At 69.1% G+C, this 19,766-nt stretch carries 18 protein-coding genes; 8 read left to right on the top strand and 10 right to left on the bottom strand.

The features are described from left to right. Positions 1–166: 166 nt before the first annotated feature. A complete protein-coding gene (locus tag ACIBG5_RS14000) occupies positions 167–298 on the bottom strand; it encodes a hypothetical protein (protein ID WP_396391914.1) in 132 nt (43 codons plus the stop codon). Positions 299–378: 80 nt separating this feature from the next. Between ACIBG5_RS14000 and ACIBG5_RS13995 the strand changes: the two genes are divergently transcribed. Continuing rightward, on the top strand, positions 379–1,788 hold the full coding sequence (locus ACIBG5_RS13995) for a PLP-dependent aminotransferase family protein (RefSeq protein WP_396391913.1): 1,410 nt from the start codon (positions 379–381) through the stop codon (positions 1,786–1,788). 3 nt (positions 1,789–1,791) lie between these two features. Here ACIBG5_RS13995 and ACIBG5_RS13990 read toward each other — a convergent pair whose 3' ends face one another. Together ACIBG5_RS13990 and ACIBG5_RS13985 are read right to left on the bottom strand one after the other, a co-directional pair. Continuing rightward, complete coding sequence (locus tag ACIBG5_RS13990) at positions 1,792–2,961, bottom strand: MFS transporter (RefSeq protein ID WP_396391912.1); 1,170 nt, start codon at positions 2,959–2,961, stop codon at positions 1,792–1,794. Between the two features lie 651 nt (positions 2,962–3,612). Then, positions 3,613–4,776 carry an acyl-CoA dehydrogenase family protein gene (locus ACIBG5_RS13985; protein WP_396391911.1) on the bottom strand — a complete coding sequence of 388 codons (1,164 nt, stop codon included), beginning with the start codon at positions 4,774–4,776 and terminating at the stop codon, positions 3,613–3,615. A 125-nt stretch (positions 4,777–4,901) separates the two neighbouring features. Between ACIBG5_RS13985 and ACIBG5_RS13980 the strand changes: the two genes are divergently transcribed. Further along, a complete protein-coding gene (locus tag ACIBG5_RS13980) occupies positions 4,902–6,239 on the top strand; it encodes a UDP-glucose dehydrogenase family protein (protein ID WP_396391910.1) in 1,338 nt (445 codons plus the stop codon). A 71-nt stretch (positions 6,240–6,310) separates the two neighbouring features. On the opposite strand, the gene ACIBG5_RS13975 is transcribed toward ACIBG5_RS13980, so the two are convergent. The 3 genes from ACIBG5_RS13975 to ACIBG5_RS13965 all read right to left on the bottom strand — a co-directional run bounded on the left by ACIBG5_RS13975 (position 6,311) and on the right by ACIBG5_RS13965 (position 9,288). After that, positions 6,311–7,525 carry an MFS transporter gene (locus ACIBG5_RS13975; protein ID WP_396391909.1) on the bottom strand — a complete coding sequence of 405 codons (1,215 nt, stop codon included), beginning with the start codon at positions 7,523–7,525 and terminating at the stop codon, positions 6,311–6,313. 75 nt (positions 7,526–7,600) lie between these two features. After that, positions 7,601–8,104, bottom strand: a complete 504-nt coding sequence (gene purE, locus ACIBG5_RS13970) for a 5-(carboxyamino)imidazole ribonucleotide mutase (protein ID WP_396391908.1) — start codon at positions 8,102–8,104, stop codon at positions 7,601–7,603. Positions 8,105–8,115: 11 nt separating this feature from the next. Then, positions 8,116–9,288 carry a 5-(carboxyamino)imidazole ribonucleotide synthase gene (locus ACIBG5_RS13965; protein WP_396391907.1) on the bottom strand — a complete coding sequence of 391 codons (1,173 nt, stop codon included), beginning with the start codon at positions 9,286–9,288 and terminating at the stop codon, positions 8,116–8,118. Positions 9,289–9,430: 142 nt separating this feature from the next. Between ACIBG5_RS13965 and ACIBG5_RS13960 the strand changes: the two genes are divergently transcribed. Further along, positions 9,431–9,985: a GtrA family protein gene (locus ACIBG5_RS13960; RefSeq protein WP_396391906.1), complete on the top strand. Its 555-nt coding sequence runs from the start codon at positions 9,431–9,433 to the stop codon at positions 9,983–9,985. Between the two features lie 55 nt (positions 9,986–10,040). Continuing rightward, positions 10,041–11,252 carry a GNAT family N-acetyltransferase gene (locus tag ACIBG5_RS13955; protein ID WP_396391905.1) on the top strand — a complete coding sequence of 404 codons (1,212 nt, stop codon included), beginning with the start codon at positions 10,041–10,043 and terminating at the stop codon, positions 11,250–11,252. A gap of 7 nt (positions 11,253–11,259) precedes the next feature. Here the strand turns inward: ACIBG5_RS13955 and ACIBG5_RS13950 are convergent, their stop codons facing one another. Beyond that, complete coding sequence (locus ACIBG5_RS13950) at positions 11,260–11,883, bottom strand: PH domain-containing protein (protein WP_396391904.1); 624 nt, start codon at positions 11,881–11,883, stop codon at positions 11,260–11,262. A 143-nt stretch (positions 11,884–12,026) separates the two neighbouring features. Here ACIBG5_RS13950 and ACIBG5_RS13945 point away from each other — a divergent pair, with 143 nt between their 5' ends. From ACIBG5_RS13945 to ACIBG5_RS13935, 3 genes are all read left to right on the top strand, one after another. Continuing rightward, positions 12,027–13,421 (top strand): OFA family MFS transporter, encoded by a 1,395-nt coding sequence (locus ACIBG5_RS13945; protein ID WP_396391903.1) that lies wholly within the window; start codon positions 12,027–12,029, stop codon positions 13,419–13,421. Between the two features lie 155 nt (positions 13,422–13,576). Further along, positions 13,577–14,488, top strand: a complete 912-nt coding sequence (locus tag ACIBG5_RS13940; protein ID WP_396391902.1) for a helix-turn-helix transcriptional regulator — start codon at positions 13,577–13,579, stop codon at positions 14,486–14,488. Then, positions 14,488–15,039, top strand: a complete 552-nt coding sequence (locus ACIBG5_RS13935) for an MOSC domain-containing protein (protein WP_396391901.1) — start codon at positions 14,488–14,490, stop codon at positions 15,037–15,039. The genes ACIBG5_RS13940 and ACIBG5_RS13935 overlap by 1 nt, the downstream gene beginning before the upstream one ends. Here the strand turns inward: ACIBG5_RS13935 and ACIBG5_RS13930 are convergent. The 3 genes from ACIBG5_RS13930 to ACIBG5_RS13920 all read right to left on the bottom strand — a co-directional run bounded on the left by ACIBG5_RS13930 (position 15,021) and on the right by ACIBG5_RS13920 (position 19,191). Then, the gene (locus tag ACIBG5_RS13930; RefSeq protein ID WP_396391900.1) at positions 15,021–15,827 is read right to left on the bottom strand and encodes a biotin--[acetyl-CoA-carboxylase] ligase; all 807 of its coding nucleotides are present in this window, start codon (positions 15,825–15,827) and stop codon (positions 15,021–15,023) included. The two genes, ACIBG5_RS13935 and ACIBG5_RS13930, sit on opposite strands and share 19 nt — an antisense overlap. After that, positions 15,827–18,466 carry a phosphoenolpyruvate carboxylase gene (locus ACIBG5_RS13925; protein WP_396391899.1) on the bottom strand — a complete coding sequence of 880 codons (2,640 nt, stop codon included), beginning with the start codon at positions 18,464–18,466 and terminating at the stop codon, positions 15,827–15,829. The genes ACIBG5_RS13930 and ACIBG5_RS13925 overlap by 1 nt, the downstream gene beginning before the upstream one ends. A gap of 98 nt (positions 18,467–18,564) precedes the next feature. After that, positions 18,565–19,191 (bottom strand): TetR/AcrR family transcriptional regulator, encoded by a 627-nt coding sequence (locus tag ACIBG5_RS13920; protein WP_396391898.1) that lies wholly within the window; start codon positions 19,189–19,191, stop codon positions 18,565–18,567. A 65-nt stretch (positions 19,192–19,256) separates the two neighbouring features. Between ACIBG5_RS13920 and ACIBG5_RS13915 the strand changes: the two genes are divergently transcribed. Continuing rightward, positions 19,257–19,739: an SCP2 sterol-binding domain-containing protein gene (locus ACIBG5_RS13915; RefSeq protein WP_396391897.1), complete on the top strand. Its 483-nt coding sequence runs from the start codon at positions 19,257–19,259 to the stop codon at positions 19,737–19,739. Positions 19,740–19,766: the final 27 nt, after the last annotated feature.

Raw genomic sequence — 19,766 nt, 5'->3', positions numbered from 1 at the left:
ACGCTGTCGACGTCGGCCAGCTCGAAGACGAGCGAGGTACCGGTCAACTCTTCCTTGTCCTGCACGAAGCCGAGGAACTCTCGTCGACCAGCCAGGCGACCCGTTGAGCCGGAACCAGTTCAGTGGTGCGCATCTTGGTGTAGTGCATGTCCTGGACGCGGTAGGTCTACTCGCTACCCAACTGGTCCGTGCTGCCGTTGATCCGTCCCCACCAGGCAGAGACATCGAGAATCGCGGCGAATACCTCCTCGCGGGACCGGTCGGCGACGGTGAAGGTCATGGTCAGGTTGTGCGTCATGTCGTGCTCCTGTTCGGGCTGCGGATCGGCATGACAATCACGATGGCCGGTGGCCCGGCATGAACGTAAGCTCCAGTTTTGTGCCCGTTTCGTGGACCGGTTCGGGACCGGATTTGTCGATCGCGCTCGATCGTCACGCCGGGCGGCCGCTCCGCGCGCAGCTCGAGAACGAGCTGAGGCAGGCGATCCAGGACGGCCGGCTCGAGCCGGGTGAGCGGATGCCGTCGAGCCGAGTGCTCGCGGACCAGCTGGGGATCTCTCGTCGCCTCGTCACCGATTGCTATGAGCAACTGGTCAGTGAGGGTTATCTGGTCTCCCACCCCGGCGCGGCCACGATCGTGTCGCCGGGAGTCCAGCGCGTCAGCCCTGCGCCGCGGCCCCGGGCCGACATGTCCGAGTACGAGTTCAACTTCCGGCCTTTCGTCCCGGACCCGGCGAGCTTTCCCCGCGCGGACTGGCTCTGGGCGGCCGGTCAGGCCAGCCGCGGCCTTCCGTCGGCCAGGCTCGGGTACGAGGACGAGGCGCGGGGTCTGGTCGATCTGCGGGAGGTGATCGCCGCGTACGTCCGCAGGGTCCGCGGTGCGGTCGCTCAGCCGGACAACGTGGTTGTCACCGCGGGCTTCACCCAGGCGATCGGTCTGGTGCTCAGGGCACTCAATGAGCAGGGGATCAGAACAGTTGCGGTCGAGGACCCGGGATCGACCTACCGCCAGGACGTGGCCGGGCGGATCGGCATGACCTGCGTGCCCATTCCCGTCGACGACGACGGACTCGACGTAACGGCCCTCGCCTCCTCAGGGGTCTCGGTGGTCGTTGTGACACCTGCGCACCAATCCCCGACCGGCGCGGTGATGTCCGCCGAACGCCGCCACGCACTCATCGACTGGGCGAAGCGCACCGATGGCCTCGTGATCGAGGACGACTACGATGCCGAGTTCCGCTACGACAAGAGCCCCATCGGGACGTTGCAGGGTCTGGCGCCCGAACGGGTTGTCCTGCTTGGGTCGGTGAGCAAGTCGTTGGCTCCGGGACTGCGGATCGGCTGGGTCGTCTGCCCGTCACACCTCGTCGATCCTGTAGCCGATGGCAAGTACTTTGATGACGGCGGTAGTCCTGTCCTCGACCATCTGATCCTGGCCGAGCTGCTTCGCTCGGGCCGGTTCGACCGTCACCTCCGCCGGATGCGTCAAGTGTACGGCGCCCGCCGGTCGGTGCTCCTCGAGGCGCTGGAAGATGTGGGTCCAGCGGTCTCCGTCACCGGAGCTGCGGCCGGCCTGCACCTGGTACTGAACCTTCCCGCCGGGGTCAGTGAGCCAAACGTGATCGAGGAGGCGGCCCGTTGGTCGGTCGGGCTTCGCGGGATGAGCAGGTTCTGGCTGGAGTCCGGCTCCGACCGTCCGGCGCAGCTCGTCCTCGGCTTTGGTCTGCTCTCCGAGCGCGGTATCCGCGAGGGGATACGACGCGTCAGCGATGTCCTCACGTCGTACTGAAGTTCACGGCTTCTGACGGGCACTCGCGAGATACACGGCGGCGACCAGTGCGGCAGCCACGGCAGCCACGGCCCCACCGGCGTAGTTCAACCGATCGATGACGACGCCCACGAAGACGGCCCCGACCGCCCACCCGAGGTCGTACGCCGCATTCCACAGCGCGTTCGCCACGCCGACCCGAGCCGCGGGCAGCTGCGCAAGCATCGAGGCGATCGTCAGCGACTGAGCCACCCCGAAGCTCGCCCCCAGAGCCACAGCCGCCCCGATCAGCAGCGGGAGTCCTGGCGATCTCGCCATGGTGAGCGTCAAACCGGCGGCTCCTGGAAGCAGCGAGGCGGCGATGGCCAACGACGGCGCGCTGCCGGCCCGATCGCACCATCGGGCCGCGAGCCAGCGCGCACCGGCCAACGATCCGGCCTGGACAAACAGCACCAGTGCTGCCGCGCCGCCGAGGTTTGCGGGCAGATGCGTGACCATGACACCGCTCAGTAGCGCGCCGGTTCCGATCCCCAGAGCGGAGCGCCGCGTGACCCACAAAGAGGCGCGGTCGGTCACCCACCACGTCGTACGAACTCGCGCGGGAGTCACCAGCGACCAGGCCGGAACCAGAGCCGTCAGAGGTCCGGCAGCCGCGACCACGAACACGCTGGTATAGCCGACGTTTCGGGCCATCCATACTCCCAATGGCAGTCCGATCAGGCCCGCGCAGGTTGACACGATGCCGAGCACGCTGAGCCCCTCCCCCCTTCGAGTTGCCGGCAGAGTCCACGAAGCCACCGACCCCACGCCGACCACGACTGCGGCGAAGGCACCGCCCCGTACGGCGGAGACCAAGACGAGCGTGATCCCGTCGGACACGAAGGGCCAGACGGCAGAAGTCGCCGCCATCAGCGCCAACGCCGTGAGGAAGTAGGCGCGATAGCCCAGGCGGGATCCAAGGGCCGGTGTCAGCAGACCGATGGCCATCGACGTGAACATCAGGACACCGGTCGACAGCCCAGGTGTCGTCTGCACCGCAGAATCACGCTCGGACAGATACAGCGGCACCACGGCCAGCAACAGGGAGAAGCTCGACAGACACCCGAAGTACACCGCGGCCAGGCCGATCAGCGAGCGCAGGAAGCCCGGCTTGGGTGTCGACCGGAAGACGTCATCAATCGTTGGATCAGGCATCCATTAAGCGTGTCGGCGGCACGCAGCACTGTCTGGTGCCGATCCGCGCTCGATTCCGGGGACCAGCGACAACCGGACGCACAACGCCCGCAATCGCTCCTAGGACGAAATCGAACTGACGAGAAGGTCGGACGGACTTGTGACTGGCTACGTGGTTGCGCATCTGCCGCAGATCACCGAGCTCGCGTGCCTCCAGCGCTTCCGCTGGTCGGCCAGCGGCGATCGCTCCTGGCGCGCTGGACCTCGGCGACGTACTCGTCATAGTCGAAGTGGATGTCAGGCAGGTCCCACAGTTTGCCTTCGAAGTCACTGGCGGCTCGCTCGACGGGACCACTGAAGACACCGACGTAGTCCCGAAAATCGACCCACGAGATCCGCCTGCGATCCGGCGAAGCGACATGAACGGCGCGATGACGCCGCACCCGGCCTCGCGGCAGGAGCACCGATACACGGCCACGCGACTTCGCCTCTACACCCATCTTCTGCCGTCGTCACACGACCGTGCCCGTCAGGCAGTCGATCGTCGGATGGCGAAGCTTCGTGTGCGGCTGACGGAGCAGTCACGGAGCAGGAACGATTCGGCGGCGGCCTGAGCAAACCTGGGATCGCGAGCCTGGGCAACTCAGATGGCGCCGACCTGCGGGAACGTCGTCAGTTGAGGCCCTTCAGCAGCTCCCTCGCCATGACGATGCGCTGGACCTGGTTGGTGCCTTCGTAGATCTGGGTGATCTTCGCGTCGCGCATCATGCGTTCGACCGGGTAGTCGTGGGTGTAGCCGTAGCCGCCGAGGAGTTGGACGGCGTCGGTGGTGACGGCCATCGCGACGTCGGAGGCGAAGCACTTGGCGGCGGCGCCGAAGTAGGTGAGGTCGGCGGCGTTGCGTTCGGAGCGGGCGGCGGCGGAGTACGTGAGCTGGCGGGCCGCCTCGATCTTCATGCCCATGTCGGCGAGCATGAACTGCAGGCCCTGGAACTCGGCGATCGCCTTGCCGAACTGCTTGCGCTCCTTGACGTACCCGAGCGCGTAGTCGAGTGCGCCCTGCGCGATCCCGAGCGCCTGCGCGGCGATCGTGACCCGGGTGTGGTCCAGCGTCGCCATCGCGGTGGCGAACCCGGTGCCGGGGTCGCCGATCATCCGGTCGGCGGGGATCCGGACGTTGTCGAAGTACACCTCGCGCGTCGGTGACCCCTTGATGCCGAGCTTCTTCTCCGGCGCACCGAAGGACACACCGTCGTCGGCCTTCTCGACGACGAACGCCGAGATCCCGCGCGACCGCGCGTCCGGGTCGGTCACCGCGAAGACGGTGTAGTAATCGCTGACCCCGGCGTTGGTGATCCACCGCTTCACGCCGTTCAGCACGTACGAGTCACCGTCGAGGACCGCGCGGGTCCGCATCGAGACCGCGTCCGAGCCGGCCTCGGGCTCGGACAGGCAGTACGAGAACATCGCGTCGCCCGCGGCCACCGGCGGCAGGTAGCGCTGCTTGACCTGGTCCGACGCGGACAGCAGCAGCGGCAGCGAGCCGAGTTTGTTCACCGCCGGGATCAGCGAGGTCGAGGCGCAGGCACGGGCGACCTCCTCGATCACGATCACCGTCGCGAGCGCGTCCGCCCCGGCGCCGCCGTACTCCTCCGGGATGTGCGGCGCGTGGAAGTCCGACGCCTTCAGCGCGTCGTACGACGCCTTCGGGAACTCGGCCAGCTCGTCCACATCGCCCGCGTGCGGGGCGACCTTGGCGTCGCAGACGTCGCGAACCGCGGCCCGGATCGCCTCGTGCTCCTCGGACAGCGCGTACAGGTCGAATGAGTTACTCACGAGTTGCACTGTACGACGTACGCCCGCCCGCGGGGGGCCGAAAGTGACCAACAGCGCACGGCCCGGAGGCTCCGTGGCCATGAGCCGGTCACCGGCTGATAACCGTGGTGGGTAGAGTCCCGGACATGAGTGAAGCGACCTCCCGCCCCCTGCGGATCGCCGTGATCGGCACCAGCTACCTCGGCGCGAACACGGCCGCCGGCATGGCCGAGTTCGGTTTCGACGTGATCGGAGTCGAGATCGACGAACATCGGCTGAAGCTGCTGAACGACGGCAAGGCGCCGCTGTACGAACCCGGGCTGGACCCGCTGCTGAAGAAGCACGTGGACTCCGGCCGGCTGCGGTTCACCAAGGACTACCACGAGATCGCGGACTGGGCCGATGTGCACTTCATCAGCGTCGGCACCCCGCAGCTCGAGGGCAGCGAGGCGGCCGACCTGTCCCAGGTCAACTCGGTCGTCGACATGCTCGCCCCGCTGCTGACCCGGCCGACCCTGGTGGTGGGCCGGTCGACGGTCCCGGTCGGTACGTCGAAGCACATCGAGCACCGTCTCCACTCCGAGGCCCCGGCCGGTACGGCGATCGAGCTCGCCTGGCAGCCCGAGTTCCTCCGCGAGGCGCACGGCGTGGACGACACGCTGCACCCGGACCGGCTCGTGTTCGGCGTGGAGTCGGCGACCGCGGAAGCCAAGCTGCGCGAGGTCTTCGCCATCCCCATCGCCGAGGGTTCGCCGGTCGTCGTGTGCAACCGGCCGACCGCGGAGCTGGTGAAGGGCGGCGCGAACGCCTTCCTGGCCACGAAGATCTCGTTCATCAACGCGCTCGCCGAGCTGGCCGACGCGTCCGGTGCCGACGTCACCCAGCTCGCCGACGCGCTCGGCTACGACAAGCGGATCGGCCGCGGCATGCTGAACGCCGGCCCCGGGTACGGCGGCGGCTGCCTGCCGAAGGACCTGCGTTCGTTCATGCACCGCGCCGGTGAGCTCGGGGTCGAAGAGGTGATCACGCTCCTGCGTGAGGTCGACGACATCAACCAGCACCGCCGGGCCCGGATCGTCGACGTCACCCACGAGGTGCTCGGCGGCGAGTGGGTCGGCCGGAACGTCACCGTCCTCGGGGCCGCCTTCAAGGCCGGCACCGACGACGTACGCGACTCGCCGGCCCTCGACGTGGCCGGCCGGATCCAGCTGCACGGCGCGAACGTCACGGTCTACGACCCGGAGGCGATGGAGAACGCCCGCAAGGTCCGCCCGACCCTGCGCTACGCCGCCTCCGCCACGGAGGCCTGCGAGGGCGCTCACGCCGTACTGCACCTGACCGAGTGGCCCGAGTTCCGCGAGCTCGACCCGGCCGCCCTGCGGGGAGTCGTCACCGCGCCGGCGATCATCGACGCCCGCCTCCTGCTCGACGCGGCGAAGTGGCGCGCCGCCGGCTGGATCTACCGCGCCCCCGGCAAGCCTTAGGCACTGGCGGGTTGTTTCGTGGCTGGCGGTCTATAACCGGTCAGCGAGCGAACAACCCGCCAGCCACCGGCTCAGGTGACGGTGGCGTCGCGGAGGACGGGGCGGGTCAGTACGACGAGACCGGTGAGGGCAGCGGCGATGGAGATGCCGAGGCAGACGCCGTTGATGCCCACCGACTCCGCGAGGCTGCCGAGCACCGGGTTCATCACCACGAGCGCGAGGCTCTGGCAGAGCACCACGACGGACTGCAGGCGGGACTGGTAGTCGCGCTCGACAGAGTTCATCAGCATCGGCAGCACATGGCCGGTGAACGTGCCGACGCCGATCCCGCTCAGCACGCCGGCAGCGAACGCCAGCGGCAAGGGATCGAGGAACGAGAGGCCGAGCAGACCCGCGGCCGCCACCAGCAGTCCGAGGGCGGCGAAGATGCCCGGCCGGGAAAACGCGCCGCGCAACAGGATGCGCAACGCGATCACCCCCACCCCGAGGCTCCGGCTCGCCACCAGCAGACCAGCGGTCGCGGCGTCCCAGTCGTGCGACCGGGCGAGCAGTGGGAAGAGCAACGCGTCCAACGGCATCAGCAGACCGGCCGCGACCGTCATCGTGATCAGCAGCGCCCGGGTCAGCGGCCGGCCGAAGGCGACCTTGATCCCGTCCACGATCGACCGGAACATGCCGGTCTGCATCCGCCGGGGTGGGCTGATCGTGTTCCGGAGCAGCAGCAGTACTCCGATCATCACCCCGAAGGTGATGGCGTCGAACCCCGCCGCCGCGGTGAGGCCGGACCAGCTGACCAGGACACCGCCGACCGCCGTACCGGTCACGGCGAAGACCACTCCGGTGACCTGGAAGCTGGCCAGCGCGCGCGGCACCTGCTCCGGCGGGACGAGCAGCCGGGGCATCGAGCGCGACGACGGCAGGAAGAACGCGTCGATCACGCCGACGATCAGCGCCAGCCCGAACAGCAGCCAGATCGGCTCGCCGACGGCCAGGGTGGTCGGCACCAGCGCCAACGTCAGCAGGAACATCGCGGTGCAGCTGGCCAGCAACACCCTGGGGGCGCCGAACCGGTCGCCGACCGCGCCGCCGACCAGCAGCAGAGCGGCCCGCGGAGCGGCGGCCAGGAGCAGGACAAGCCCGGCGATACGGCCACCGTGTTGGCTGGCCGACCATCCGATGGCGAACGTCATCGTCAGGTCGCCGAGGAGGGACACGGCAGCACCGAACAGCCAGATCCAATAACGGACCGGGATGCGCTGCGTATCCGGTTCAGCGGGCGGAGTCACGATCGACGACCTTAGACGACATCGGTTGGGATCTCACGATCTACCCTGCCCGCCCTGTGGAAAACAGTTACATCGTCAGGATTTACGGAGCTCTGTCGCCCCGTCACGCACCGTGGCGCCCTTGGCCCGGGCCAGGTCGGCCAGCGACTCCTGGAAGGCGATCATCCGGTCCCGCAGCTTCTCGTCGGACGCGGCCAGGATCCGGACCGCCAGCAGGCCCGCGTTCCGGGCGTTCCCGATCGACACCGTCGCCACCGGGACCCCGGCCGGCATCTGCACGATCGACAGCAGCGAGTCCATCCCGTCCAGGTACTTCAGCGGCACCGGTACGCCGATCACCGGCAGCGGAGTCACCGCCGCGAGCATGCCGGGCAGGTGCGCGGCCCCGCCGGCGCCGGCGATCAGCACCTTCAGGCCGCGCTCGTGCGCTGACCGTCCGTAGTCGAGCATCTCGGCCGGCATCCGGTGCGCCGACACGACGTCTGCCTCAAAGGGCACGTCGAATTCCGCGCAGACCTCGGCGGCGGCTTTCATCGTCGGCCAGTCCGAATCCGACCCCATCACGATTCCCACGCTCATGCCGCAATCCCTTACTCGTCGATGGTTCCGGTCAGGTACGCCGCCGCGTGCCGGGCGCGCTCCCGGGTCTCCTCGAGGTCGGCGCCGTACGCCGTGACGTGGCCGACCTTGCGTCCGGGCTTCACCGACTTCCCGTAGAAGTGGACCTTCAACCCGGGGTCGCGAGCCATGCAGTGCAGTAGCCCACGGTGCATGTCCTGGACGTCGCCGCCGAGCACGTTGACCATCACCGTGTACGGCGCCCGTGCGGCGGGCGATCCGAGTGGCAGGTCCAGCACCGCGCGCAGGTGGTTCTCGAACTGGGAGGTGACCGCGCCGTCGATCGACCAGTGGCCGGTGTTGTGCGGGCGCATCGCCAACTCGTTCACCAGCAGTCGACCGTCGCGAGCCTCGAACATCTCGACCGCGAGGATCCCGACCACGCCGAGCTCGCCGGCGATCTTCAACGCGGTCTGCTGCGCCTGCGCGGCCTTGTCCGGCGCCAGACCGGGAGCCGGTGCGGTGACCTCGACACAGATTCCGTTCCTCTGGACCGACTCGACGATCGGGTACGCAACCGCTTGACCGTGCGGCGAACGGGCGACGATCGCCGACAGCTCGCGGACGAAGTCCACCTTCTCCTCGGCCAGGATCGGTACGCCGCTGCCGAACGCGGCCGCGACCACCTCGTCGTCCGGGCCGTCGACGAACCAGACGCCCTTGCCGTCGTACCCGCCGCGGGTCGTCTTGAGGATGATCGGGAATCCGCCGACCCGCTTGGCGAAGTCGGCGACATCGGCCGACGTCTCGACCACTTGGTGGGCCGGCGACGGCGCGTCGAACGTGTCGAGTCGCCGGCGCATGACCGCCTTGTCCTGCGCGTGGACCAGAGCGTCCGGACCGGGGTGGACCTTGACCCCGTCGGCCTCGAGCGTGTGCAGCAGATCGGTCGGCACGTGCTCGTGGTCGAACGTGACCACGTCACACTCCGCGGCGAACCGGCGTACCGTCTCGGGGTCCTTGTAGTCGCCGACAGGCGCGTCAGCGACCGCCTGGGCCGCCGACACCGTCGGGCCCTCGGCCAGCACCCGGAGCTGGATGCCGAGCGCGACCGCGGTCTCCTGCGTCATCCGGGCCAACTGTCCACCGCCGACCATGCCGACCACGGGCGTTCCGGCCGGGAGGTCCTTCCGCTCGAACTTCACAGGGCTGAGCCTAATGTCCATACAACACCCGCCCGCAGGCGGCCACCGCGGCGCGCGGGCGATTTCGGAACCGGGCCGTTCGCCGGGTACCGTGGGAAGCTGCCCTCCCGTCGCGGTGTGATCACAGAAGGTTCCGGAGACCTTGAAGCTCGTCACCAAGCTCTACGGCCAGGTCGAGCACCTGGCCCACGAAGTGGCCAAGTTCGGTCTTGTCGGTCTGCTCGGTCTGGTCGTCGATCTGCCGATCTACAACTGGCTGGTCTTCAACAACCCCTTGGTGCTCGCCGACTCCGGCGAGGGCATGCTGCACCACAAGCCGCTGACCGCGAAGCTGATCTCGACCACGGTGGCGACCGTCGCGACGTACTTCGGGAACCGGTACTGGACCTGGAAGCACCGTGAGCGCAGCGGGCTGCACCGCGAGTACGTGCTGTTCTTCGTGCTGAACGGGATCGGTCTGCTGATCGCGGCCGGCTGTCTGGCCTTCTCCCGCTACGTGCTCGACCTGCACAGCTGGCTGTCCGACAACATCGCCGCGAACTTCATTGGTCTCGGACTCGGCACCCTGTTCCGCTTCTGGTCGTACCGCAAGTTCGTCTTCCGCGAGGAGATCGACCTCGACGAGACCGAGCACACCCCGGACTCCCCCGCCGAGCTCGACCCTGAGACCACCGGCGACCTGCCCGCTGTTCGCTGACCTCTGCCGCCGAAAGGCCGTTGGTTCCGTCGGCGGGTCGTGTGAGGATGCGGACGTGACCGACTTTGACGTGCGGCCGGCGGTGGCCGGGGAGTACGACGACGTGCAGGCCGTGTTCGGCGGGGCGATGATGTTCGATCCGTCGCCGGACGACTTGAGCCGGCGGCTGTTCGAGCCGGAGCGTGCGCTGGTGGCGGTCGACGGCTCGGCCATCATCGGTACGACGCGGGCGTTGACCCGTGATCTGTCCGTACCGGGTGCGGTGGTGCCCGCCGCGCACGTGACCGGGGTCGGGGTACGGCCGACGCACCGCCGCCGGGGCGTCATGGCGGAGTTGATCATCCGCCAACTGCGCGAGGTGCCGGAAGCGATCGCGGTGCTGTGGGCCAGCGAGCCGGGCATCTACGGACGCTTCGGGTACGGCGCTGCCGCCTGGGGTACGTCGTACGAGATCGACTTGCGCCGGGTCGGGCCGCCGGATGTCCGGATCCGTCCCGGCGAGATCACCGAGCTGGCCGCGGACGAGGCAATCAAGGAGCTGGCGCCGATCCTGCGGAGTCTGCAGGAACGGCGACCCGGTGTGTCCGCCCGGTCGGAGCTCCGGTGGGAGGGGCACCTCCAGGACAAGAAGGACGATCGCGACGGCCGGACCGCCCGCCAGATCCTGGTCCACCGCGACGAGACCGGCACCATCGACGGGTACGCGCTGTGGCGCGGCAAGCTCGAGTGGGGCCACACGGGTCCGGCCAACCAGGTGATGCTGGAGGAGCTGGTCGCGCTCACGCCAGCGGCGTACAAGGCGCTGTGGCATTACGTGCTGACGCTCGATCTGGCCGCCACGGTCGGGTACGGGTACGCCGCCATGGACGAGCCACTGCAGCAACTGGTCGTCACTCCGACCGCGCTGAACCGGCGGGTGAACGAATCGCTCTGGGTTCGGGTGACGGACGTCGTCCGTGCCCTTGGGCAACGCCGGTACGCCGTCCCCGTGGACCTGGTGCTCGACGTGACCGACGAGCTGATCCCGGCGAACACCGGACGCTTCCGGCTCACCGCGGACGGCCCGAAGGTGCGGTGCGAGCGGACCGAGGACCCCGCCGACCTGAGCCTGTCGGTGACCGAGCTCGGCGCGGCGTACCTCGGTGGTCGTCCGCTCGCCGAATTCGCCGCGACCGGCCGGGTCACCGAGCACACTCCGGGCGCACTCGACTCCGCGACCGCCGCGTTCGCCTGGCCGGTCCTCCCGGTCAGCCTGGAGATCTTCTGAACAGCGCCTAACGCTCGCCGTCGTCGGAGCTGAACAGCGTCTCGCCGTCGTCCGACTTCGACCGCTGCTCCTCCTGCTGCGGCCGGCGGCGCATGTGCTCCGGCGGATCCTCCTCGGACAGGATGCCGTCGCCCGGCCGGCCCTCAGGCCCACCGAAGAGCAGGTCGGACATCTGCAGGTGGACGTGCTCGACATGCGGTACGTCGGGGAGGACCACCTGGCCTCGCTCGCCCGCGGACTCGATGTGCAGGGTGCCGCAGCCGAGGATCCGGTCGACCAGACCGTGCTCGTAGGAGACGTCGTTGATCCGCATCAGCGGGATGTCCCGGCCGGTCCGGGTCAGGATGCCGTGCCGGGTGATCAGCCGCCGGTTCGTGACCGTGTACGTCGAGAAGAACCAGTTCAGGAAGGGCTTCAGCGCGAACGCCACCAGGATCACCACGCCGACCGCGAGGACCGCGATCCGGCCCGGCGTCTGCAGCGACCCCGACGGCACGATCGCGGCCAGGAAGCCGCCCGCACCCGCCACCACCAGCAGCAGGAACACCGGGAAGATCAGCGCCTTCCAGTGCGTCCGGGTGCTGACGACGACGTACTCGTCCTCACCCAACAACTTCGCCGAGATCGCCATGCCCCCAGTGTCACAGTTCCCGGGTCCGGTTGTCCCGCCCGGACACGTTCGGTGAGAAAAGTGGTTTAACACTTCACAAAATGCATACAGTCAGCCAAGATGCGCGAGGGGTAACCACTGGGGGGCCGAGAGAAGGAGCCGTGATGGGCATCTTGTCGGTACTCGACCGGGAGCACACCGTCGCACCACCGGGATACAGCCGCTGGCTGATCCCGCCGGCTGCACTGGCGGTCCACCTGTGTATCGGCCAGGCGTACGCGACCAGCGTGTACAAGACGTCGATGGTCAAACACTTCGACACCAGCCAGACCGCGGTCGGTGTGGTGTTCAGCATCGCGATCGTGATGCTGGGCCTGTCCGCCGCCATCGGCGGCACCTGGGTGGAGCGCAACGGCCCACGCAAGGCGATGTTCGTCGCCGCCTGCTTCTGGGCCTGCGGGTTCCTGGTCGGTGCCCTCGGCATCGGCACCGGGCAGCTCTGGCTGGTCTACCTCGGGTACGGCTTCATCGGCGGCATCGGCCTCGGGATCGGGTACATCTCGCCGGTGTCCACGCTGATCAAGTGGTTCCCGGACCGCCCGGGCCTGGCGACCGGGCTGGCGATCATGGGCTTCGGCGGCGGCGCGCTGGTCGCGAGTCCGTTGTCGCGTCAGTTGCTCAGCCTGTACGACGCGGGCTACGACCCGGACGTCAGTACGTCGGTCGCCGGTGGCGGCGCGCTGGTCGGGCTGTTCCTCACCCTCGGCATCGTCTACTTCGCGATCATGATGTTCGGCGTCTTCAACATCCGGGTGCCGGCCGAAGGCTGGGTCCCGGAGGGCTTCGACCCGGCGACGGTCAAGCACAAGACCATGGTGACCACTGCGAACGTGTCCGCCGCGAACGCGATCAAGACCCCGCAGTTCTGGCTGCTGTGGGTGGTCCTGTTCTGCAACGTCACCGCGGGCATCGGCATCCTCGAGCAGGCCAGCCCGATGATCCAGGACTTCTTCCGCGGGGACGACGGCAAGTCGAGCGTCGCGGTCGCCGCCGCGGCCGGCTTCGTCGGGCTGCTGTCGATCTTCAACATGGCCGGCCGGTTCGGCTGGTCGACCACGTCGGACGTGATCGGCCGCAAGCCCATCTACATGATGTATCTGGGCGTCGGCATCATCGCCTACTTCCTGCTCGCCACCGTCGGGCACAACAGCACGGCGATCTTCGTCCTGCTGGCCGCGGTGATCATCTCGTTCTACGGCGGTGGTTTCGCGACCGTTCCGGCGTACCTGCGGGATCTCTTCGGCACCTACCAGGTGGGCGCGATCCACGGCCGGCTGCTGACCGCGTGGTCGGCGGCGGGCATCGCCGGGCCGCTGATCATCAACGGCTTCCTGGACCGGGAGGGCAACCCCGGCACGCTGACGGCCGCGGCGTACCGGCCGGCGCTGTTCACGATGGTCGGCGTACTGGCCGTCGGGTTCGTCGCCAACCTGCTGATCCGGGCGGTCGCCGACAAGTTCCACGAAAGCTCCGAGACGACCGTGGAGGCCTCACGATGAACCAGACCCCACGCCTGGTGGTCTCCTGGCTGCTGGTCGCCGTGCTGCTCGGGTACGGCGTGATCGAGACCCTGATCACCGCAGTCAAGATCTTCACCAGCTGAAACAGCGAAAACGATCAAGTACTACGACGCAGGCGGCGGCACGATGGTGGCATGAGCACCGACGTGTTCGCCGCCTTCGTCGACGTACTGGCCGAAGCGCTGGACGACCCTGAGACCACGGCGGCCGACCTGGCCGCCCGGGTGCAGCTGTCTCGGTCGCATCTCGACCGGGTGGTCGCGACCGCGGCGGGCGAGCGGCCGGGAGCGTTCCGGCGCCGGATCCTGCTGGAGCGGGCGGCGTACCGGCTGCTGACCGGGCCGGGGCACATCCTCGACGTCGCGGTCGAGGCCGGGTACGGATCCCACGAGGCGTTCACCCGTGCCTTCAGCCGGGCGTACGGCGTACCACCGGCGGCCTGGCGTGGCCGCCCGGACCGGATCCGGATCGACGCGCCGAGTGGCATCCATTTCCATCCGCCGAACGGCCTGCGCGTGCCGGCCAGGGACAAGGTGAGCTCCATGGATCTTCTCCGCACCATCGTCGACCACCACGTCTGGCTCCTGGGCAAGATGCTCGACGAAGCCGGGTCGCTGACCGACGAGCAGCTCGACACCAGGATCGAGATCTCGGTCGAGGGCATCGACACCGATCCGACTCTTCGCTCACTGCTGTCCCGGCTGATCGGCCAGCTCGGCATGTGGCATGCGGCGCTGGCCGGGCAGGAGTACGACTTCTCCGTCGAGCAGGGCGAGAGCGTGCAGAGCATGGGCCGCCGCCTCGACGAGGTCGGGCCGGCGTTCGCGGCCGAGATCGGCGAACTCTGCGCACAAGACCGCCTGGACGAACTGATCGTGTGTCCGGGCGAGAACGTCGAGGTCTACACGGCCGGCGCGATGATCGCCCACGTCATCACGTTCGCGTCGTACCGCCGTACCCTCGTCGCCGGCGCCCTCCACGACGCCGGGCGGGACGACTTCGACGGCGGCGACCCCATCCGCTGGATCACCACCCAGTCACGCTGATGTCCGCCCGGCTCCTGGCGGTCAACGTCGTCCACGAACTCATCCGCGGCCCGACCCGCTGGACGGCGATCGACAAGCGCCCGGTCAGCGGAGCGGTCGCCGTCACCGAACTCGGGCTGGCCGGGGACGAGCAGTGCGACACCAGGTACCACGGCGGCCCGGACAAGGCCCTCTACGCGTACGCCGAGGAGGACGCCGACTGGTGGTCCGCCGAGCTGGATCGCGAGATCCCACCAGGCCTGTTCGGCGAGAACCTGACCACCCACGGCCTCGACATCACCGGCGCCCTGGTCGGCGAACGCTGGCGGATCGGCGGCCCGACGACCGGCATTCTCGTCGAGGTCCGGTCGCCCCGCGACCCGTGCGGCAACCTGTCCGCCCGGATGGGGATCCCGAAGTTCCATCGCAGATTCGTGGCGACCGGCCGGGTCGGCGCGCCTACCTCAAGGTGCTCTCGACCGGATCGGTGCGGGCCGGCAACCGGATCGTCGTTGTCCACCGCCCCAGTCAGGGACGGACAATCGGCGAGATCTCAACCCGCGCGTAGGTGAGTGACGTCGCCGGCGGCCAGGGGGCGGGGGCCTTCGGGGGTGTCGATGATGAGGCGGCCGTCGGCGGCGAGGTCTCGGGCGGTGCCTTCGAGGTAGGTGCCGTCTGGGAGTTCGACGCGGACTGACTGGCCCAGGGTGGCGGAGAGCTCGTGGTACTCCGGGAGGATCGTGTCCGGGTCGCCGTCCGCGGCGACCCACGCCTGGTAGCGCGTGGACAGCTCGCGCAGTACGGCGGCCAGGACGGTGGCGCGATCGGTGGTCGCTGCGCCCTCCAGTGCAAGGGATGTCGCGGCTGGATGAGGCTTCTCGGCCTCGCGCAGCGTCACGTTGAGGCCGATGCCGACCACAGCGGCCGGACCCTCGACCCGCTCGAGCAGGATGCCCGCAAGCTTCCGGTCCTCGACCAGTACGTCGTTCGGCCACTTCACCAACGCCGGGACCTCGCCAACCCGTCGTACGGCGGCAGCCACGGCCAACGGCACCAGCAGACCCAGCCAAGGCCAGCGCGCAGGGCTCACACCCGTCGGACGCAGCAGAGCCGACATCAGCACCGCGGACCGGGCCGGAGTGGTCCACGTGCGCCCCAGCCGCCCACGACCGGACGACTGGTGCTCGGCAGCGACCACCAGCCCCTCAGGAGCCCCAGCACTCGCAGCCGCCGCGACAACAGCGTTCGTCGACTCCGTCTCGTCCAGTACGTCGATCTGCGTCCAGAACGAGCCAGGTCGCACCAGCCGCCCGGTCAGAAAGCGTGCATTGAGAGGCGGGCGTTGCAGGTCGCTGAACATCAGCCGGTGTTCTGCAGGCCGGCGGCGACGCCCGAGACGGTCAGCAACAGCAGCCGCCTGGTGCGGACGATCTGGTCCTCGTCGAGGGAGTCATCGGTCCGCAGCGTCCGGAGCGCCCGCAACTGCAGATAGCTGAGCGCATCGACGTACGGGTTCCGCAGCTCGACCGCACGGCCCAGCACGCGACGCCCGGCCAGCAGACGGTCCTGGTCGAGCACTCGCAGTACCCACTCCGTGGTCAGCTCGTGCTCGTCCAGCATCAGCTGGGTCAGGTCGGGCCGGTCGCCCAGCTCCAGGTACCGCCCGAGGATGCGCCGGTCGGTCTTCGCCAGCGACATCTCCGCGTTCTCCAGCATCACCTGGAACAGCGGCCAGTTCTGGTTCGCGTCCCGCAGTACGGCGACGTCACCGACGGCCGACAGCGCGGACCCGAGGCCGTACCAGCCCGGTGCGTTCACGCGCGCCTGCGACCAGGCGAACACCCACGGGATCGCCCGCAGGTCCTCCAGCGACGACACCGCCACGCCGCGACGGGCCGGACGGGACCCGAGGGGCAGCTGACCGAGCTCCTCCAGGGGAGTCACCCGGCCGAACCAGTCCGCGAAGCCATCCGCCTTCACCAGCCGGTGGTACGTCGTACGCGCCGCCTCGTCGAGCGTCTTCTCCATCACCGCGAACCGGTCCGCGGCCACGGCCGCCCGCTCCTCGACAGCAGGCGTGGACGCCAGCAGCGTCGCCGCGGTTACCTGCTCGATGTGCCGCTGCGCGATCGGAGCGTTGCCGTAGCGAGCCGGGATCGCCTCACCCTGCTCGGTGAGCTTGAACCGGCCGGCCACCGATCCAGGAGCCTGCGCCAGTACGGCGCGGTTCGCCGGACCGCCGCCACGGCCGAGTGCACCACCACGACCGTGGAACAGCGTCAGCCGGATCGCGTTGCGCTGCGCCCACGCGGTGATACGCGCCTGAGCGTCGTACAGGGCCAGCGTCGCCGACACCGGTCCGACGTCCTTGGCGGAGTCGGAGTACCCGAGCATGACCTCGAAGCGCCGGTCGTTGGCGGTGAGCCGGTGCCGGACCCGGGTGAGCTGGATCGCGTTGTCCAGCACCTCCACCGAGTTCTGCAGGTCCTCACCGGTCTCGAACAGCGGTACGACGTCCAGCTCGATCGGGCGACCGTCCATCGCGGCATCCGCGAGCTCGTAGACCGCCGCGAGGTCACCGGCGTTCCGGGTGAACGACACGACGTACCGGCGGCAGGCCTCGGGGCCGAAGCGCTGCTGGATCTGACCGATCACCCGCAGCGTCGCCAGCACCTCCTCGGTCTGGTCGGACAGCTCGCCGCCACCCAGCACCTCTTCCAGGGCCTTGGTGTGGACCGACGAGTGCTGACGGACCTCCAGCTCGGCCAGGTGGAAGCCGAACGACGTCACCTGCCAGATGAGCTGCTGCAGCTCGCCGTACGCCTGCCGTGGGGCACCTGCGGTGACCAGCGAGTCCTGCAGCACCTTGAGCTCGTGCTGGAAGTCGGACGCCCGCGGGTAGCCGAAGTCCGCGTCGCGAGCGCGGGTCGCAGCCAGTCGGCGCGCGGCGAGAAGCAGGAGCTGCCGGTGAGGCTCGGCAGGCGAGCGGGTCTCGATGTCCGCGATCAGATCGGGGTTGACCGCCCGGGCGTCCTCCAGGATGCGGCGCACGGGAGCGGACGGCGGCGTGGTCGCTGCGTCGAGCGTCAGGGCCCGGCCGAGCTCGTCCGTGGCCTGTTCGAGCGCCCGCAGGACGTGGTCGGCCTGGATGTGCATCGCCTCGCGGGTGATCGCGGCAGTGACGTTCGGGTTGCCGTCCCGGTCGCCGCCGATCCACGAACCGAGCCGGACGAACGGCGCCACCACCGGTGGCCTGGTCCCGGCCGAGTCACCGGCCAGCGCGTCGTCGAGGCGGCGGTACACGTTGCCCACCACATCGAACAGCGTCTCCTCGAACACCGCCATCGCGGACCGCACCTCGTCCAGCGGCGACGGCCGGCTGGTGCGCAGTTGCGACGTACGCCAGAGGATGTCGACCTGCTCGATCAGGCGACGCCGGTTCTCGGCCAGTTCGCTGTCGCCTGCGCGCGGGTCGCTCCGCTCCTCCAGCAACGACGAGATGCGCCGGATCGTCGCCAGTACGGCGCGGCGGCGGGCCTCGGTCGGGTGGGCGGTCAGCACCGGGCGGAACTCCAACCCGTTCAGCAGTGCGCGGGCCTGCTGCTCGCCACTGTCGCGGGAGATCTGCTCGACCGCCTGGGCCAGCTCGGACACCGCCGGCGCGTCACCCGCGCGGTCGCGCTCGCGCAGGACGCGGGCTCGGTGCAGCTCCTCGCTGAGGTTGGTCAAATGGAAGTAGCAGGTGAAGGCCCGGGCCACGTCCTCGGCCCGCTCGTGCGGCCAGGAGGCCACCAGCTGCTCGGCCGCGGCACCGTCGCCGGCGATGGTGAGTTCGCGCAGCTTCTCCACGTCGTCGAGCAGCGGCTGTCCGGCGTACTCGACGAGAACACGTCCGAGCAGTTCGCCGAGCAGCCGTACGTCGGCACGGAGCTCCTCGGGGACTTCGAAACGTGCGCGGGTACGGGTGCGCGCGGTTGCCTGACTACCGGTCTCTGTCACGTTCGCCCACCCTATCGGCGGGGGCACATCGGCGCCGCTCAGTCCAACAGCTGGAAGCCGATCGTGACCGACTGCTCAGCTACTTCACAGTAAGCGGATCAGACGTTACCGAAGCCGCCACCGACGACTTGGGAGACGACCTTGGCCAGCTCGGGCGGGGTCCGATCGGTGCCGTCGACCACGAGCATCCGGGCGCAGGCCTCGGTCATCGAGGCGAGCAGCTCGGCCAGCACCGGCAGGTTCGCATCCGGGTCGGTGACGCCTGGCAACGACTTGAGCAGGGTCAGACGCAGGCCCTCGACCAGGAACGCCCGGGCGGCGCGGACCCGCTCCGACACCGCCGGGGCGGCGCCGTACTGGGCTCCGAAGACGATCCGCCAGGACTGCGGGTTCTTCGCGGCGGTGGTGAGGAATGCGGTCAGGCCGTCGCGCACCTGCTCCTCGGGGGTGCCGATGCTCGGATCGGCCGGCAGCGCGCTGACGATCGAGGCGACCAGATGCTGCTCCTCGCGGGCGAGCAGGGCCAGCAGCAGTTCGTCGCGGTTCGCGAAGCAGTCGTAGACGACCGGCTTGGTCACGCCGGCGGCGTCCGCGACCGACTGCATCGTCGTCCCGGCGTAGCCGTTCGCCGAGAACACCTCGAGTGCCGCGTCCAGGAGCATCGGGCGCCGCCGCTCCGGGCCCAGATGGGCCGCCCGGCGGCGTTTTTCCGTGTCCTCCACCACTTGACAAACCTACCAGCTCGTAGGAAATTCCTACAGTCCGGTAGGAACTGCCGCGGGGGTGGTCGATGGCCGAGCGAGGCAGTGCCGGCTGGCTCGAGTCCGAGGGCCTCACCGCCCTGGACGCGTGTGAGCTGGCCCGGCTGGTCGACCGGACCTCGGAGCGGGAGCTTCGGCATCGGCTCATCGGGGGTGTGCGAGAGGTCGCGTTGCGCGAGATCTTTCGCCGGATGCCGGAGTATCTCCGCCCCGCCCGGGCCGCCGGGTTCGATGCGATCGTCGCCTGGCAGATCACGGGGGCCGGCGGGGACGGTCGTCCCGACGGCGTGGACGAGTACTGGATCCGGGTCAGCGACGGCCGGTGCCGGCTGCTGTCCGAGCCACCCGAGGCCACCGACATCTCGATCCGGACCGACCCGGCCACCCTGCTGCGGGTTGTCACCGGCAACGAAGACCCCGTCCTCGCCGTGCTCAAGCAACGTCTGTCCGTCCGCGGTGACCTGGCGCTGGCGGCGCGGCTGACCAAGATCTTCGCCGTCGGCCCGGCCTGAGTACGGCGTACCCCCGGCAGCGCTGCG

This window comes from Kribbella sp. NPDC050241 (genome assembly GCF_044459685.1).
Classification (GTDB): Bacteria; Actinomycetota; Actinomycetes; order Propionibacteriales; family Kribbellaceae; genus Kribbella.
The sequence above is the reverse complement of the archived record's forward strand: the minus strand, read 5'-3'. Positions and strand labels throughout refer to the sequence as shown.

What these genes read in the sequence shown, in the direction of transcription:
- ACIBG5_RS14000 (WP_396391914.1), bottom strand. Translation starts at nt 298, where the DNA reads ATGACGCACAACCTGACCATGACCTTCACCGTCGCCGACCGGTCCCGC.
- ACIBG5_RS13990 (WP_396391912.1), bottom strand. Translation starts at nt 2,961, where the DNA reads ATGCCTGATCCAACGATTGATGACGTCTTCCGGTCGACACCCAAGCCG.
- ACIBG5_RS13980 (WP_396391910.1), top strand. Translation starts at nt 4,902, where the DNA reads ATGAGTGAAGCGACCTCCCGCCCCCTGCGGATCGCCGTGATCGGCACC.
- purE (WP_396391908.1), bottom strand. Translation starts at nt 8,104, where the DNA reads ATGAGCGTGGGAATCGTGATGGGGTCGGATTCGGACTGGCCGACGATG.
- ACIBG5_RS13950 (WP_396391904.1), bottom strand. Translation starts at nt 11,883, where the DNA reads ATGGCGATCTCGGCGAAGTTGTTGGGTGAGGACGAGTACGTCGTCGTC.
- ACIBG5_RS13945 (WP_396391903.1), top strand. Translation starts at nt 12,027, where the DNA reads ATGGGCATCTTGTCGGTACTCGACCGGGAGCACACCGTCGCACCACCG.
- ACIBG5_RS13940 (WP_396391902.1), top strand. Translation starts at nt 13,577, where the DNA reads ATGAGCACCGACGTGTTCGCCGCCTTCGTCGACGTACTGGCCGAAGCG.
- ACIBG5_RS13935 (WP_396391901.1), top strand. Translation starts at nt 14,488, where the DNA reads ATGTCCGCCCGGCTCCTGGCGGTCAACGTCGTCCACGAACTCATCCGC.
- ACIBG5_RS13930 (WP_396391900.1), bottom strand. Translation starts at nt 15,827, where the DNA reads ATGTTCAGCGACCTGCAACGCCCGCCTCTCAATGCACGCTTTCTGACC.
- ACIBG5_RS13915 (WP_396391897.1), top strand. Translation starts at nt 19,257, where the DNA reads ATGGCCGAGCGAGGCAGTGCCGGCTGGCTCGAGTCCGAGGGCCTCACC.